Source organism: Microbacterium sp. LMX7-1.2 (genome assembly GCF_040675935.1).
Classification (GTDB): domain Bacteria; phylum Actinomycetota; class Actinomycetes; order Actinomycetales; family Microbacteriaceae; genus Microbacterium.
Genome location: NZ_JBEGIL010000001.1, coordinates 1,505,016 through 1,521,930 on the forward strand (window position 1 = coordinate 1,505,016; position 16,915 = coordinate 1,521,930).

At 71.1% G+C, this 16,915-nt stretch carries 9 protein-coding genes; all 9 read right to left on the reverse strand.

Annotated elements, in window-relative coordinates; translation table 11 throughout:
- Position 1: 1 nt before the first annotated feature.
- Genes MRBLMX7_RS07365 through MRBLMX7_RS07405 form a run of 9 tightly spaced genes read right to left on the reverse strand, consistent with a single transcriptional unit; the run spans position 2 to position 16,869 of the window.
- Positions 2-739, reverse strand: a complete 738-nt coding sequence (locus MRBLMX7_RS07365) for a hypothetical protein (RefSeq protein ID WP_082297629.1) — start codon at positions 737-739, stop codon at positions 2-4.
- Complete coding sequence (locus MRBLMX7_RS07370) at positions 727-2,415, reverse strand: serine/threonine-protein kinase (protein ID WP_363367119.1); 1,689 nt, start codon at positions 2,413-2,415, stop codon at positions 727-729. Before MRBLMX7_RS07370 ends, MRBLMX7_RS07365 begins: the two co-directional genes overlap by 13 nt.
- Positions 2,412-3,791, reverse strand: a complete 1,380-nt coding sequence (locus MRBLMX7_RS07375; protein ID WP_363367121.1) for an FHA domain-containing protein — start codon at positions 3,789-3,791, stop codon at positions 2,412-2,414. Before MRBLMX7_RS07375 ends, MRBLMX7_RS07370 begins: the two co-directional genes overlap by 4 nt.
- The gene (locus MRBLMX7_RS07380; protein WP_050723309.1) at positions 3,791-4,603 is read right to left on the reverse strand and encodes a PP2C family protein-serine/threonine phosphatase; all 813 of its coding nucleotides are present in this window, start codon (positions 4,601-4,603) and stop codon (positions 3,791-3,793) included. The genes MRBLMX7_RS07375 and MRBLMX7_RS07380 overlap by 1 nt, the downstream gene beginning before the upstream one ends.
- Positions 4,600-6,105 (reverse strand): RDD family protein, encoded by a 1,506-nt coding sequence (locus tag MRBLMX7_RS07385; RefSeq protein WP_363367124.1) that lies wholly within the window; start codon positions 6,103-6,105, stop codon positions 4,600-4,602. Before MRBLMX7_RS07385 ends, MRBLMX7_RS07380 begins: the two co-directional genes overlap by 4 nt.
- Positions 6,102-8,507 (reverse strand): transglutaminaseTgpA domain-containing protein, encoded by a 2,406-nt coding sequence (locus MRBLMX7_RS07390; RefSeq protein WP_363367125.1) that lies wholly within the window; start codon positions 8,505-8,507, stop codon positions 6,102-6,104. The genes MRBLMX7_RS07385 and MRBLMX7_RS07390 overlap by 4 nt, the downstream gene beginning before the upstream one ends.
- Positions 8,504-9,766 (reverse strand): DUF58 domain-containing protein, encoded by a 1,263-nt coding sequence (locus MRBLMX7_RS07395; protein WP_363367128.1) that lies wholly within the window; start codon positions 9,764-9,766, stop codon positions 8,504-8,506. Before MRBLMX7_RS07395 ends, MRBLMX7_RS07390 begins: the two co-directional genes overlap by 4 nt.
- Positions 9,766-10,737, reverse strand: a complete 972-nt coding sequence (locus tag MRBLMX7_RS07400) for an AAA family ATPase (protein ID WP_363367130.1) — start codon at positions 10,735-10,737, stop codon at positions 9,766-9,768. Before MRBLMX7_RS07400 ends, MRBLMX7_RS07395 begins: the two co-directional genes overlap by 1 nt.
- Positions 10,738-10,794: 57 nt before the next feature.
- Positions 10,795-16,869 (reverse strand): Ig-like domain-containing protein, encoded by a 6,075-nt coding sequence (locus tag MRBLMX7_RS07405; protein ID WP_363367132.1) that lies wholly within the window; start codon positions 16,867-16,869, stop codon positions 10,795-10,797.
- Positions 16,870-16,915: the final 46 nt, after the last annotated feature.

Below are 16,915 nucleotides of genomic sequence, written 5' to 3' on the forward strand. Positions count from 1 at the left end.
CTCAGGCATCCTCGTCCTCCGCGGACGCCTGAGGTCGATCGAGCTCCGCGAGGTCGTCGCGGGTGACGAGGCGCGTCGCGATGGTGTACTCGACGAGTCGCGCGCGGCGGTTCGTCGCGAACGAGCGCTGACCGCCGCGCATGCCGGGCACGCCGATGCGGTCGAGCTTGTCGCACACGTTGTCGAGCTTGCGGTTGAAGCGGGTGACGGTCCAGCCGAGTCGCGCCGCCGCCTTCGCCGAGGTGGGGATCTCGCTCATGCCGGTGCCGTCGCGCAGCAGCTGCGGCTCGGCGAGCGCGAGGATCAGCAGGCGCTGGCTCGCGGTGAGAGGCACGTCGCCGATCGTGGAGTCCCCGCTCGTCGTCTCCCGCTGCGTGTCGCGGAACGCGGGCTGGGTCGAGTGCACGACGAACTCGTACGTCGTGGGACCCGCGCTGAACACGACCGTCGTCGCCTCGAACACGAGCGGCAGCCGCGCGCCGGGCGAGAGCCACGCCTGGACGCCGCCGGAGCTGTCGGTCACCGATGCCGTCAGGCGCGAGCCGATGTTCGACAGCCACCACAGCCCGTCGACATCGGAGATCTCGAGGAAGTTGCGGTGCAGGAACAGGTTGTCGTCGATCGCCAGGTCGCCCTCGCGTCCGAGCGAGAACCGACTGCCCGGAGCGATCGTGAAGTACTCGCCGGCGAACTCGACCGTCACCGTCCCGACGTCCGTCGTGTCCGTCACTGCACGCACCCCCGCACCGGTTCGGACGCTCGTCCGTCTTCTCGTCGCAGCGCCACGTCGACGCAGACCTGACCGGCCGGCGCTCCCGTGATCGTCGCCGTCGTCTCGGTCGTGGTCGACGCCGCGCCGGAGCCGTCGAGCTCGATCGGCATCCAGATGAAGCTGTCGCCCTCGAGCGGGTCGGTGTTCGTCCACGTGAAGGTCACCTGGTCGCCCGTGCGCGTTCCGGCGAGGTCGGACACCTGCGGCACGACGTCGGACACCACGTCCTTCGGGTCGACCTCCTCCTCGGTCGCGACCGGATCGGGGGTCGGCGCGTTCGCGACGAGCAGGTTGAGGCCGACGATGCCGCCGACCACCACGACGACTCCGGCGGCGATCAGGCCGATCCACAGGCCCGTGCGGCGGCGCGGCGTCGCAGGCTCCACCTCGGATGCTCCGGACGCGGCCGAAGGCGACGTCTGTGCCGGCGCGAGATGCGGGGCGGATGCGGGGGCGCCGGCTGTCGTGCCCGACGGTGCGCTCGGCGTCGTGCCCACGGGCGCGCTCGCCTGGGGCGAGACGACGACCGGGCCGCGGGCGATCGTGCGGTCGTCGTCGTCGTCGACAGGAGCAGACGCGGGCGGGCGCAGCTGGGTGGCCTCGTCGACGGGCTCGGGGCTGTCGAAACGCGGCACGTCGGGCGCGGAGAAGGCCGGGCCCTTGGGCTGCGTCGCAGCCGAGGGGCGGGTGAACGCGGCGACGTCGGGGTCGATGCTGACGATCTCGCGGACGCGGGTCAGACCGTCGCCGTCGTCGTCGAGGTCCTCCGCCGGGGGATGGTCGTCGACGATGTCGATCGGCGTCACGGAGTGCGAGAGCTCGATCTGCACCTTCTGCAGCGCCCGGGCGAACGCGACAGCGCTCGGGAACCGGTCATCCGGGTTCTTGGCCATCGCGCGCTCGAGGAGGCGCTGCAGGCTCTCCGGCGAGTCGGGGCGCGCGAGCTGAGGCAGCGCCGCACGCTCGATCCGCTCGATCAGGTCGGCGCTCGAGTTGCGCTCCCCCGCGCGCTCGAACGGCGAACGACCGGCGAGCAGCGTGTAGAGGGTCGCGCCCAGCGCCCACACGTCGGTGCGAGGACCGCTCTGCGGCGGGTCGCCGAACGACTCGGGCGGCGACCACGGGATCGACATCCCGGATGCTTCGCCCGTGGCGCCCGTGGTCGAGGCGATGCCGAAGTCGGTGAGCGCCGGCCTGTTGTACTCGGTGACGAGGATGTTCGCGGGCTTGATGTCGCGGTGCAGCACACCCGCACGATGCGCGGTCTCGACCGCACCCGCGACCTGCACGCCGACGCGCAGGGCCTCGGCGACCGAGAACGACTCCTTGCGCGCGCGCACCTGCAGGTTCGGCCGCGGGCAGTACTCCATCACGAGGTAGGGGCGGCCGTCGCCGGCGACGCCGGCCTGGTAGATCGTGACGATCGCCGGATGCGTCGACAGCATGGCCATGACGTTCGCCTCGTCGGCGAACTCCTGCGCCGCGCTGCTCGCGAGGCGGTCGGCGAGCAGCACCTTGACGGCCACGCGGCGGCGGGGCATCTGCTGCTCGTACAGGAAGACGTCGGCGAAGCCGCCCGTGCCCAGGGGCTCGAGGTAGGTGAACCCGGGGAGGTCGGGCGGCGGCGAGGGGCGACGACTCACGGCAGATCCTCGAAGGCGACGGTCACGCCGTCGCCGAGGTCGACCACGTCGCCCGACACGACGACCGTCTGCTCGCCGGGGTGCAGGCGCACGGGGTCGGCGCCCGAGCGCAGCAGTGTCGAGCCGTTCGTGGTGTGCAGGTCGATCACGACGACCGTGTCGCCCTCGGGACGCACCTCGAGATGGCTGCGCGAGATGTCCTGCTGCGGACTCTCGACCGCGATGAGGTGCGGCAGGCTCGCACCGCTGGCGCGGGTGGAGCGCGGACGGCGACCGATGATGACCGTGCGATCGAGGGTCACGACCTGACCGGTCGACACCCGGATGCGGCCGGTGCCGCCGAAGACGGGCAGCGCGATGGTCGGGGCCTCGGGCGAGACCGGGGCCTCGCGGCGCAGTGCCCGCGCCTCGGCGGAGGAGATCGTGGCGCCGTCGTGGTCTCCCGCGAGGGTGGGATCGACCACGGCCTCGTCGGGGGCGTCGGCGGCGGGACGGTGGATCGTCTGCCCGAACAGCAGGTCGAACTCGTCGACCTCCTCGGTCGACGCGACGTCCTCGGGCATGAGCGTGTCGGTGAGGTCGGGCTCCGGCTCGGACTCGGGCTCGGGATCGGGCTCGGGCTCGGGCAGGATCGTGTCCTCCGGCGCGGCGTAGGTCTCGGCGGGCGTCTCGAGATCGGAGGCTGTCTCGGCGGGGGCGTCGGCCGGGAGGCCGATCGGCGCTGCCGGGACCACGGCGGGAGCCACGGCCGCGGCTCCGGCCAGAGCGCCGAGGCTCACGCCGCCCAGGCCCGCCGCGGAGACGTCGTCGTCCGAAGCGGATTCCGCCGGAGCGGATTCCGCCGGAGCGGATGCCGATGGAGCGGGTGACGACGACGGGGCGGACACGGATGCCGACGCGACGGCACCCTCCACGCGGGCCGCGGCGGACGCGCCCGTCGTGTCCACGGCGAGCGACGACACCCGCACCACGCCGCCGAGCAGCGGGAGTCCCGGATCGGCGGCGCCCCCGGCATCCTCGGCCGTGATCTCCACGGAGGTCGCCCCGCGCACGAGACGCTCGCTCCACGTCGACACCTCGGCGCCGCTCACGCGCGTGCGCCCCTCGCTCGTCTCGACGACGACCTCGGGCAGACCGCGGACGGCGACGCGGACGACGTCGGCCTCGACCACGACGGCCGCGAAGTCCGGCAGCGCCGAGAGGGAGCCGCCCGACCGGGAGGTGAGGAGGTCGACGAGGCGACCGAGGTCGCTGATGCCGTCCACGCCGTCCCAGGCGTCGGCGATGAGCGCGGCGTCGGTCGTGCCGGGGAGAACGAGCAGGGCCCCCTCGCGCACGAGGGCGTTCCAGGTACCAGGGCGATAGTTCACACGCATCAGCGCACTCCTCCTGCGGCTTCGCGCGGACGCGTGTCCGCGATGTCCGGTTCGTCGGTCTCGACGAGCGTGCCGGGGCGCGAGGCGACCGTGACGGCATCCACCACCACGACCGTCACGTTGTCGCGACCCCCCGCGTGGACGGCGCTCGAGACGAGGATGTCGGCGGCGCGCTGCGGGTCGTCCTCGACCAGGAGGATCTCGCGGATCGCCCCGTCGCCGAGCTCGGAGGTCAGGCCGTCGGAGCACACGAGCAGGCGGTCGCCGCGCTCGGCGGGGAACAGCCAGTAGTCGACCTCGCCGTCGCTCCCGGCACCGATCGCCCGCGTGATGACGTTGCGGCGGCGGTCGGTCTGGGCGTCCTCGGGCCGCAGCTCGCCGGCCTCGATCAGCTCCTGCACGACCGAGTGGTCGACGCTGACCTGTTCGAGGTCGCCGTCCTCGAGTCGGTAGACGCGGGAGTCGCCGATGTTGAGCACGAGCCAGTAGCCCATGCCGTCGACGTTTGCGATCACGACACCGCTGAGCGTCGTCCCGGCCCGGCCGTTGCTGCTCGTCGAGAGCGCCTCGACCTCGGCGCGCGCGACCGAGACCGCATCGCGCACGTCGTCGAGGGCGAGCGCCTCGCGGCCCACGTGCCGTGCGAATTCGGCGATCACAGCCGCGCTCGCACGCTCCCCCGCCTCATGGCCGCCCATGCCGTCAGCGACGAGGAACACGGGGGCGGTGGCGAGGAAGGCGTCCTCGTTGAGGGTGCGTCGCAGACCGGTGTGCGTCGCCGCACCCGTCGAGACGGCGAGGGGGACGGTCATGCGTAGCCCCCGATCGTCACGATGCGGTCGCCGATCTCGAGCGCGTCGCCGAGGCGCACGGGCACGCGTTGTCCGGCCGGGCAGGCGATGCGCTGACCGTCGCGCACGAGGGTGATGCCGTTGGTCGAGAAGCGGTCGAGCACCCAGCCGCCCGAGGTGGAGGCCGCGGCCTCGAAGTGCGTCTTCGACAGCGACAGCGTCTCGTCGCGGACCGGCACGATGATGGCGCCGTCCTCCGGGCCGGGGTTGCGACCGAAGACCGTGCGACGCGACACGGTCACGCGCGTCCCGTCGTCCCAGGTGAAGACCAGGCGATGCCCGGGGATGCTGATGCGCGTCTCCTCGAGGTCGTCGTCGAGACCTGCGGAGGCCGGCACCTCGGGGGACGATCCGGGAGCGGCGGGCGCGGGCGCAGCGGCCTCCGCCGGAGCGGCGAACGCCGGAGCGGGGGGCGCGGCCGAGAACGCCGGTGCCGCGGGATGCGCGGGAGCGGGCGGCGGGGTCTCCACGGCGGCGGGTCGCGGGGGCGGGGCGTCGAGGGTGATACCCGGCACGTACGCGATCACGCCGCCGTCGTCCACCGGCGACGGAGGCGTGGTCGTGATCGGGACCTCAGGAGCGGAACGGTCCGTCGACTCCTCGCCGGACGAGGGCACGGCGGGCGCGGACGGCACGGCGGGCGACGAGGGGACGGGCGCTGCCGGGGCCGGGGGCACGGGCGGAACGGCGAACGCCGGCGCGGCGGGAACGGGCGGCATCTGCGGAGCGGCAGCGGGAGCCTCCGGGCGGGCGAACGGCGATGCGGGTGCGCCCGCCGGAGGCGCCGGCACCGCGTACCCCTGCGGGACCGGATACCCGCTCGGCGACTGGGGAGCCGGATCGCTCTGCGCACCGGGAGCTCCGGGTGCACCGGGAGCTCCGGGCGGAACCGACCCGGGCGCCGCGAGTCCTGGCACGGGCGGAGCCGTCGGCACGGGGGGCACCATCGGCGCCGAGGCAGGAGCGGATGCGGCGGAGACCGGTGCCACGGCATCCGTCCGCACGTCGTACATCAGCGACTTCGCGACCTTGTCGTGCCAACCCTGAAAGCGTCCTGACCCGTCGAACAGGGGCGTGAAGTAGCCGACGACGATGCCGGCCGTGAGACCGAAGATCACGTTGCGCAGCAGCGTCCGGCCGAAGCCGAGCGGTGCGCCGTCCTCGCCGACCAGGCGCAGACCCTGCGCACGCATGCCGATCGAGCCGCGCCCCGACTGCATGACCGTGTAGAACACGAACCAGCCGAGCGCCAGCAGCCCGACGATCGGCAGACCGACCCCGAGGATGGCAAGACTCCCGAGGGCCGCATCCGGGGTCGTCGCGGAGGACGCGGATGCCGTGAAGGCGACGAACACGACGATGCTCGGCACGATGGCGATGCCGCCGGCGATCAGCGCATCGATCAGGTACGCGATCGCGCGCCGCGGGATCGGCGCGATCCGGCCGGACTGTGGCTGCGTCATGGTGTCTCGCTCTCGGGTGAGGTGGACGTCGTCGGACGGGGTCTGCTCTCGATCGTGCCAGGTTCGCGGCGCACGCGCGCGGCCGCGGCCTCGCGGAGGCTCTGCAGGCCGACCGAGAACGCGGATCCGCCGAGCAGGGAGCGGAGGTTCAGTCGCGCCTTCAGCCGCTTCCAGAAACCGGCGTCCTTGCCGAGTCCGCCGACGATCGCGTCGACCTCGGTCCAGAACGCCTCGACGTCCTCCGGCGTCGGTTCGGAGGGCCCGAACACCTCGGCATCCGCTCGCCGCGCCAGGGCCGTGACCTGCGGCACCGTGAGCGTGGCCGCCACCGAAGCGGCCTCCTCCGCCCTGGTCCCGCCCGGAGGGATGCGCGCGCCGTAGTCGACGGCGCGGTCGGCGAGCTCGTCCCAGCCTCCGCTGATGCGGTCGGCGGTGCGGGGGGCGTTGCGCCGGGTGCGGCGCCGGGCCGCCTTCCACGCGCCGATCAGGATGAACGGCGAGGCCAGCAGGGCGAGCACCCCGAGCGAGATCCCGCCGATCGCGAGGATCGCGCCGATGATGCCGAGGATGTTGAGGGTCTCGTCGTCGCCCTTGCGGTCGTCGGGCAGCGTCGGAGGCAGATCGACCGGCTCCTGCGGCGGGGGCGGCGGCTGCAGCACCTGAGGCTTCGGGTCGACCTTGGGCTTGGTGTTCTGATCGTTCGGGACCTTGTCCTCGGGCGGCGTGGGGTTGAACGTCAGCCATCCGAGCCCCTCGAAGTTCACCTCGACCCAGGCATGGATGTTGTCGCCCGTCGCGGTGAACACGGCGTCGCCCGCCTGCTCCTCGTCGGGGTAGAAGCCCATCACGACGCGAGCGGGGATGCCGACCTCGCGGGCGAGCAGAGCCATGGCGACCGCGTACTGCTCGTCGTCTCCGATCATCTGATCGCCGCCGATGAGGGTCGAGATCCGCTCGGAGGTGTGGCCGGCGCGGGAGAGCACCTCGCCCTCGAGGCCGTGGCTGAAGAAGCCGCCCTCCGCGAGGAAGCTCTCCAGCGCCCGCACCTGCTCGATCGGCGACTCCGCACCCGCGACGGTCTCGGAGGCCAGCGCCGTGAGCTCCTCGGGCACGTTGCTCTGCTTCGGGAGGGGAACGCTGCCGAAGGGCGCGTCGGCGATCTGGTCGTCGTCGAGCTCGCCCGGGATCACCGTGTCGACGGTGTAGGAGTCCCCCGCCGTGAGCTTCGAGGTCACGACGGCCGTCCCCGTCTCGGCGTTGTAGTACGCGGAGCGGCGCAGGTCCTCCGCACGATCCCCCGTGAAGTCGATCTCCGACACCTGACCGGCATCCGGCACCCAGACCCCGCGGTACTCCTCGATCTGCACCTGCAGGGTGACGGGGATGCCCTCGGCCTCCGGCGACATGTTGGCGCGGATCGGCGCGAAGGCGCTCGACGAGCCGGCGCCGCCGTCGGTGACGTTGTAGACCATGCCGTCGTACTGGTCCATGACCGCGATCCGCATCCGCGCGTCCTTCGGCAATCCGCTCACGGTGAAGAGCGTGTCGCCGGCCTCGTCGCGCACGTTCTTGCGGAACGCCTGGAGCGGACTCGGGTAGTCGCGGATGTTGAACGGCGGGATGATCACGTCCCGGAAGACGTGTCGGGGCTGAGCCGGGGCCGCGACCGCGCTCGTCGCGATACCGGCGCCGCCGGCGACGGCCAGCACGGCCACACCAGCCAGCAGTCTGCGCAGCCGCATGTGCCCGGCCCGCGACGGATCGACCTCGCCGACCGACACCGCTGCGTTCTGCGGAGCCCACAGCTGCCGCAGCGCGAGCCAGGCGACCGCGACGACCGCGAACACGAGACCCTGCACGATGGGGACGGCGGGCTCGGGGGTGCCGAGCGCGATCACGAGCATCAGCATGGACCCGGCGGGCAGCAGCGCCCACCCGACGTGCGGCAGCCGAAGCGCGAGCGAGGCCGTCAGCACCGTGGTGACCAGGGTGAGCAGGAACGGCACCAGGAAGTGGCCGTCCGCTCCGGCCACGGGCGCGACGGTCGTGAGCAGCTGCTTCCACGCGGTGACCGTGCCGACGGCGAGCTTCTCGAGTGTCTCGAGTGTGGGGATCACGCCGAGGATGGTCGTGTGCGCCAGCGCAAGAGCGCCGCCGAAGAGGAAGTACACCGCGACCGTGAGGCCGGCGACGACGAGGATCCCCCACCGACGCCACGTCGACACCGCGGCGATCGCGAGACCGAGCAGCATCGCGCCGAGGGCGGCGGGCAGATACGAGCCGCCGGCGAACGTGGGCCAGAAACCGACGACGGCGACCGCGACGAGCAGCGCGGAAGCGCCGAGATCCAGGATCCAGCGACGTACAGGCATCCCCGCGAAGTCGGTCGAGAGAGCGGTCATGCGAGCACCTTCTGCAGTGCGAGGGGGACCTGATCGAGTGCACCCACGGTGACGACATCGGCCTCGCCGATGCGGCGCAGCGTGGGCGACGCGACCGTCGTGTCGGCGACGAGCGCCATGGTCTTGGCCCCGAACGGCAGACGCGAGCAGGCGAGGCGGAGGTCGTCGGTGCTGACCTTGGAGCCGCACACCAGCACGACGACGCTCGCGAGGGGCATGGTGCGCGCGAGCACGCCGGCGAGGTGGTCGATGCCGCCGTCACGGGGCTTGGACTGCTCGACGCCGGACAGCGAGTCGAGGAGCCGCTTGCCGGTGCCCGCGGGGAGCTCTCTGCCCTGCACGCGCACGTCGACCCGCTGGGAGTCGCGGATCGCCCGCAGACCGATCGACCCGGCCGCGGAGATCGCGAGCTCGAAGTCCTCGTCGCTCGCGTAGTCCCCGGACGAACGGGACAGCCCGATCACGAAGTGCGACCGGCGGGTCTCCTCGTACTGGCGCATCATCATGGTTCCTGTGCGGGCGGTGGATCGCCAGTGCACGTGGCGCAGATCGTCGCCGGGCTGGTACTCGAGGAGCGCGTGGAAGGACACGTCGTCGCGCGACAGGTCGGCCGCGGGCAGACCCTCCAGGTCGCGCAGGTAGCCGAGCGACTGTCCGTCGAACAGCACGGTCTTCGGGTGCACGAACAGGTCGACGGGGTCGTCGCGGCGATGCGCGCGCTCGAACAGCCCGAGCGGGTCGCCGCGGACGACGCTGACGGGGCCGACCTTCACGACGCCGCGCTTCTGGGTGGGGATGGCGAACAGCTCCTCCGCCTCCTCCCCCGGCGCGAGACGCTGGATGCCGAACTCGCCTCGTCCTGCGCCGACGGGCAGCACGATCCGAGACGGCAGGATCGCCCTGGTGCCGTGGTTCGCGAGGGTGAGGGCGCCGACCGCGCGCTCGCCGACGACGACGCGCGTGCGGGCCAGATCGAGCGAGACGTCGTAAGCGGTGCGGCCGATCAGGAACAGCGCGCACAGCGCCACGGTGATCGCGATCACGACCGCGGCGACCGTGAACTCCGCCCAGCCCGCGACCTGACCGACGATCCAGAACACGACCGCGAGGCCCATGAGCACCCACGCGAGCGGTCGGATCGCGGCGGCGATCAGTCGGAGGCGCACCAGGATGCGCGCGCCGATGACCGCCACGATGTCACGCCATCCGGCATCGCGGTCGATCGGCGCGTTCGCGATCTGGTGGACCTCCGCGGTCATCAGGCCGCCGCTCGGGCCTGCGGTGCGGCGACCGCGTCGAGCACGCGAACGAGGACCGTCTCGGCGGACGTGCCGGCGAACTCCGCCTCGGCGTCGAGCAGCAGGCGATGCTGCCAGACGGGACGCACGAGCGCCTTGATGTCGTCGGGGAGCACGAAGTGGCGTCCCTGCGCGGCCGCCCACACCTTCGCCATGCGGATCATCGCGATCGCGCCTCGCACCGAGACTCCCAGGCGGATCGCCGAGTCGTCGCGGGTCGCGGCGGCGAGCTCGGCCACGTAGCGCAGCACTGCGGGCTCGACGTGCACGGAGGCGCCGAGGTCGGCCATGTCGGCGACCGCACTCGTGGTGATGATCGCCGCGAGACCAGCGGAGGGGTTGCGGTCGGAGGCGCCGGCGAGGATGCTCTCGGTCACGTCGAGGTCGGGGTAGCCGATCGACGTCTTGATGAGGAAGCGGTCGAGCTGCGCCTCGGGCAGCTTGTATGTACCGGCCTGCTCGATCGGGTTCTGCGTCGCGATCACGAGGAACGGCCGACCGGTCTCGTGCGCGACACCGTCGACCGTCACGCGCGACTCCTCCATGACCTCGAGCAGCGCGGACTGCGTCTTCGGCGAGGCGCGGTTGATCTCGTCGGCGAGCACGATGGACGCGAAGATCGGGCCCTTGTGGAACTCGAACTTGTGCGACTGCTGGTCGTAGATCGTCACACCCGTGACGTCGGACGGCAGCAGGTCCGGGGTGAACTGGATGCGCGTGCTGGTGCCCTGCACGGTGGCGGCCAGCGCCTTCGCGAGGCTGGTCTTGCCCGTGCCGGGGGCGTCCTCGAGGAGCACGTGCCCTTCGGCGAGCATCGACGACAGCACGAGGCTGACGATCTCGCGCTTGCCCTGCACCGCCTTGTCGACGTTGTCGACGAGACGCTGGAAGGTGCCCTGGAACCAGGCGGCCTGTTCGGGGGTCATGGTCATGAGTGTGTCGGTTCCTCGTTCTGTGAAGGATCGTTGGCGTCGCGCCGTGGGGTCGCGCTAGTACCAGCTGATGGCGTCGGCGTAGCGGTTGAGCTCGACGATGTACACGCGGATCGACCGGCCCGGATTGCCGTAGAAGCAGCCCAGCTGCACGGTCCCGTTCTCGGGCACGTAGCGCGCCGAGTTGCCGAACTGCCCACCGTCGTCGCAGCGCAGGGTGTAGTTGCCGGGGCTGCGGAAGTTCTGCACCGTGAGGGTGACATAGGCGCAGGACGAGTGCGTGCACTCCCCCGGCCAGTTGCCCGACGCGCCCTTCCCGGTCTTCAGCACCTCGGCGGGGCGCGGGTTGGTCTTGGCGGAGTCCGACGCCTCGGGTGAGGTGCCGCCCTCGCTGGCGGTCGCGCGCACCGTGATGCTGTGCGTCTCGTCGTAGCCGTTCCCGACCGTCTGGGAGCCGCTCGCGCCCACGGTCTGCCAGCCGCCGCCGTCGATCCTGATCTGCACCGTCTCGATGGGGCGTCCGTTGCCGGAGTTGCGTGCATCCCAACTCAGCTTCACCGACATCCCGGCGTTCTCGGCCTTCGCGACCGGCGCCTTCGGCTGCCCGAACGGCACGACCTGGGCGACGTTCGAGGCCGCACCCGCGTAGGTGCTGCCGTCGACCGTGGAGACGGCGCGCACCTGCAGGTTGTACGTGGTCCCGTTCGAGAGCCCGCCGATCGAGTTGCCGTTGAGCGCCTGCCAGCTGCCACCGCCGTTGAAGGTGTACTGGTACGAGATCTCCGACGACTTGGCGCCGTTCGCGGAGCCAGGGGTGTACGAGATGTTCGTGATCGACCGGTCGGCGGCCTGACCGCGCAGGCCGGTCGGAGCGCCAGGAGCGTTCACGCCGCGGCGGGGCGCCGACAGCTCGGACCATTCTCCCCAGCCGGCCTTGTTCTGCGCGCGGATGCGATAGGTGTACGGCGTCTCCGACGTCGGGACCTTGACGGCCTGCGACGTCGCCCCCGCACCCGGGGTGAGGGTGTTGACGACCGTACCGCCGTTGCGCACCTCGAGCTGGTAGCTGGCGATCGCGTCGCCGTTGGAGTTCGGCGCGCTCCAGTTGACCTGCATCTGCGCCTCGTTGCCGACCGAGGCGAGCTGAGTCGTGGTCGGAGCCGCGGGCTTGAGCGGCGGCCCCGCGGGGACCTCCGATGCCGACCAGTTGCTCCAGCTCGACGGATCCGGCGCCTTGTTGTGAGCCTGGACGCGCACCTGATAGTTGCCGCCGTTCTCCAGACCCTCCCAGGTCAGGGAGTTGCCGGAGACCTGCTTCTGCGACACTCCGGATGGAGGAGCCGGGGAGATCTCCAGCGTGTAGCTCTCGACGGGCGAGCCCGGCGTCGACGGGGTCGTCCAGCTCACGGCCAGCGACTTGTCGCCGAACTTCAGAGTCGGCGGGTTCGGTGTGTCGGGACGGGCGTCCGGGCGTGCAACGGCGGAGGAGCCGGAGGGCTTGCTCTCGCCGACGCGGTTGGTCGCGGTCACCTGGAACGTGTACTCCACGTTGTTGGTGAGTCCGTCGAGCGTGCACGTGGTCGACCGGCACTCCTTGGTGTACGAACCGCCGCTCACCGCCTTGACGGTGTACTTCGTGATCTCGGCGCCGTTGTTCGACGGGGCGCCGTAGGAGACGACGACCGTGCGGTCCTGCACGCTCGTGACGGTCGGCGCACCCGGGGCCTCCGGCACTCCCTGCACCGTGACGATGACCTGGCCGTTGACCTCGCGGTCGGGGTCCTTCGTCGCATCCTGGATGCGGTAGCGCACCACCAGCGTGCCGACGAACGTCGCCGCGGGGGTGACCGTCAGCTGATCGCCCTTCTGCGTCACCGAACCCATGCCCGCCTCGACCACCGCCGACACGACCTTGAGCGGAGTCTCGGGGAACGGGTTGAAGTCGTTCGCGAGCACGTCGACCGTGACCGGCTTGCCCTGGTCGGCTTCGGAGATCGTATCGGTGTTGGCGGCCGGCATCGCACGCGTGGAGGCGGCGACGAGCACTGTCACGGTTCCCTCGACCGGCTCGGTCTCACCGTCGGTCACCTCGACCTTGAGCGTCAGGGCGGTGCCCTTCTTCGCCTCGGACGAGGCCTCGACCATCAGGTTCGATCCGTCGATCCTGGCCTTGACGCCCTTGCCGTCACCACCGGTGAACTTGTAGGTGTGCTTGCCCTCGTCCTCGGGGTCGGGGTCGGTGGTGAGCGCCGCGAGGTCGAGCGCCGTCGCGTCCTCGCCGGGCGCGACCTCCATCTGACCGTTCACGAAGACGGGCTGCTGGTTCTCGGGCGGCAGCACGTCGATCGGGATCGTCAGCGTGGCGATGCGTCCCTCGGGGTCGTCCGGGCCTGAGCCATCGGTCACCTCGAACGTGAGCGCGTCCTTGCCGAAGTAGCCGGCGGCGGACGTGTAGACGAGCGTCGTCTCGTCCTGCACGAGGTCGCTGCCGTCGGCGTGCACCGCGGAGACCTTGGCGTGCTCGGTGATGCGGGCGGTGCCGCCTCCCGCGACCGTGACGTACTCCGACAGCGGGAGCTTCTTCGTCTCGCCGCTCACGACCTCCACGGGCTTCGTGAGGTCGACTGTCGGCCGCAGTCCGGACTCGGCCGGGACGAAGATGAACGCCGAGGCCTCCAGCCCGTCGCGGTCGGTGAGCGTGTAGCGGATGAGCTGCTGCTCCTCCTGCACCGTGACGCGCACCGAGCCGTTGTCGAGCTGCGTCGCGCCCTCGCCGAGCGTCACGGTGAGAGCATCCGTCGTGCCATCGGGATCCTCGTCGTTCTTGAGGATCGGGATCTCCGCGGTCAGCGTCCCGTCCTTGAGGTCCTCGGGGCGCACCCGGTCGTCGCGGGCGATCGGCGCCTGCAGGGGCACGTCCTCGTCGACCGTGATCTGGAGCACGGCCGAGGCGGTGGCGCCGCGGGAGTCGCGGATCGTGTACTGCAGCGAGGTCTCCAGTGCGCGGTCCGGCGCCTGGACGAGCACCCGGTCGCCGGAGACGCGGGCCGAGAGGCCGTCGATCTCCGGCACCTCGAGACCGCCGTTCTTCTCGCTGACCAGCGTGATCTCGTCGCCCTCGGGGTCGGAGTCGTTCGCGAGCACCGGGACGGCGATCTCGCGTCCGGGACGCACCACGACCGCATCCTTCACGGCGTACGGCGCCTGGTTGATGTCCTCAGCGGGCGCGATGCCGACGCGGATCGTGGCGAGGCCCTCCTTGCCGAGCCGGTCGCGCACGCGGTACTTGAACGTGTCGACGCCGGTGGAGCCGTCGAAGGCCTCGTAGGTGAAGTAGTTCGAGCCGTTCTCGTTGATGCGGCCCTTGGCCGGGTTCGACGCGATGCCGATGAGCTCCACCGAGTCGCCGTCCGCATCGATGCCGTCGAGCGGCACGGCGATGTTCACCTCGGTGCCCGCGAGCGCACGTGCCACGATGTCCTGCGGACGCGGCGCGGCGTTGGTCTCGGCATCGATCGGCATGATCTGGATGGTGACGTAGCCGGCGGCCTTCTGCTCGCGCGAATCGACGGCCTCGTAGGTGAGGTACACGGTCTTCGCCTCGTCGCCGGCCTTGAACCGCACCGCGTCCTGCGAGACGAAGGCCTCGCCGTCCTCAGGGTCCGGGGCCTCGACGAGCTCGGGGGCGACGTGCATGACGTCGTCGTTCGGATGCGTGTCGTTGTCGAGCACGGGGATCGTCACGACGTCGCCGGCGCGGACGTAGGCGGTGTCGGGGTTCGCCACGGGCTGCAGGATCTGGTCGGGCGCGGGGATCGGGATCACGACGACCTCGCCCTCGGCCGACTTCGAGCCGTTGGAGATGCGGTACTTGACGCGCACCTGATCCTTGAGCGATCCCTGATCGGTGATGCGCAGCGTCTCGTGGTTGATCACCGAGACCGAGATGCCGGAACTCGGCTCGAGCGAGACGGATTGCACCACGAGGATGCCGCCGGCGGGGTCCATGTCGTTCGCGAGCACTCCGACAAGCACGTCTCCACCCGAGGGCAGCAGGGCGACGTCGCGCACGGCGACGGGCGGCAGGTCGGTCTCGTTCGCGTCGAGCACATCGACGCGCACGAGTCCCTGTGCGTTCTTCGGGCCGGCGGTCGCGAGGTACTGCACGTAGTAAGTGCCGGGCGCCTGCGCGGAGAAGGTGAAGGTCTTGTTCGAGTAGTCCGGGAGGATGGTCGCGCCGGGTGTCTCATCGACGCGTCCGAGGCGCAGTGGCTCACGGCCCGAACTCGTGTCGTTCACGAGCGGCGCGACCGCGACCTGCTCGCCCACGCGGGTCACGACATGGTCGGCGTTCGTCTTGGGGTCGGTCGACCCCTCGGGGCGCACGTCGAGCGAGATCGTGCCCACGTAGGTCTCGCCGAAGCCGTCGGCGATCGTGACGCTGATGTCCTTGCGCCCCTGCAGGCTCGCGGTCGCCTTGTAGGTGATCTGACCGTCGGTGCTGAAGTCGACCTCGTCGCCGGGCGCGGGCTCGACACCCTTCAGGTAGATGTCGTCACCCTCGGGGTCGATGAAGTCCGGGAGGATGTTGTACGAGATCGTGCCGCCGGATTCGACGGTCAGGCTCGTCTTGCGCTTCGGCGTGGGGGCCGAGTTCTGGTCCCAGTCGTACACCGTGAGGGTGACGTTCGCGGTGTCCTTGCCCCCGCGCCCGTCGTCGGCCTCGTACATGAAGGTCGTGGAGCCGCTGGCCTTCTCGTCGACCGCGATCTGCAGCGATCCGCCGTTCTGCACGGGCTGCACCGTCCCGATCGACGGCTGCGCCTCGGCGATCGTCGCGACCAGCACGTCGCCGTCGGGGTCGTTGTCGTTGTCGAGCACGGGCAGGAGGGTCGTCGCACCGGGACGCACTCCGAACTCGTCGTCCTCGGCGACGGGCGGGGTATTCTCCTCCTTGCGATCCGGGAGCGTCGTCTCGACGGTCTCCTCCGTGGTGTCCTCTTCGTCCTGCGTCTCGCCCTCGGGCGGCGTGAGGTCGTTCCAGTTGTCGACGCGCTGCAGCGACTCGTTCGCCATCCAGGCGGCGCCGCCGACGGCGTCGTTGAGGATGATCACGTCGCGGTTCACGCGGAACGTGAGGCTCTTCGACTGCTCTGCGCCCTCGATCCTCTCGTCGACGTCGTTGGAGTCCCCGGGGCACTCGCGCAGGAATCGCGCGGATCCGGCCCAGGCCGCGTAGGTGCAGCCACGCAGCGACACGGGGGCGGCGGGGATCCCGGTGCCCCCGACGTCGGTGACGACGGGCTCTGCTCCGTCGAGCGGCACCGTGACGAGGGCGGATGCCGTGGCGAGGGCGACGGCGGACGTCTGGGCGGAGGCGGGCTGCAGCACGGCATCCTGAGCGCCGGCGATCTCGGTGCGGAACCCGCCCGGTGTCGTGACGACGCCCGCGGCGGGGTCCAGGACCACCGGGGTGCGCCCGACGGCGGTGATGACGGGAACGGATTCCTCGTCGATGTCGCCCAGCGATGCCGCGGAGGGGTCGAGCGGTTCGCCCTCGTTGTCGACCGGGACGGTGACGACCTCGCCGCGCTCGGCGGAGACGCCGAAGACGGTGCCGTCCTCGGCTACCGCGACATCGGCGTTCGCGCCGAGCTCGACGGCGGGCTCGGCTGCTTCGATCTTGAACGAGGCGATGCCCGACACCGGGACGACCCAGACCTTGCCGGTCTTCTTGTCGAGGATCGCGGTGGTGCGGTTGCCGAGCACGACCTTGGCCGAGGTGGGGATGCGGGCCGAGTCGCCGAGAGCGACGCGGGCCGGATCGACGGCGGTGATGGTCGAGGCGCTCTCGTCGACCACGAGGATGTTCGTCTCGTCCTGGAGGATGTCGTAGTTCTCACCCGCCGTGCGCAGACCGCCGTCGAGCACGGTCGACTCGTGATTGAAGTGGCCGACGAGGAGGCTGGAGGTCTTGGTGATCCAGACGCCGCCGTCGTTGAGGTCGACCTTGGTGGTCGGGAAGCCCTGGTAGTTGATCGCCATCGTGGTGAGGGCGATCACGCCCACCGTCACGCCGGCCGCCGACGCCAGTGTCTTCGGCCGCGCTCGCATCCACGACAACGCCTTCATGCCCGGTTCCCCCCAGGGTCTCGCTGATCAAGACTCTCCGACCGTG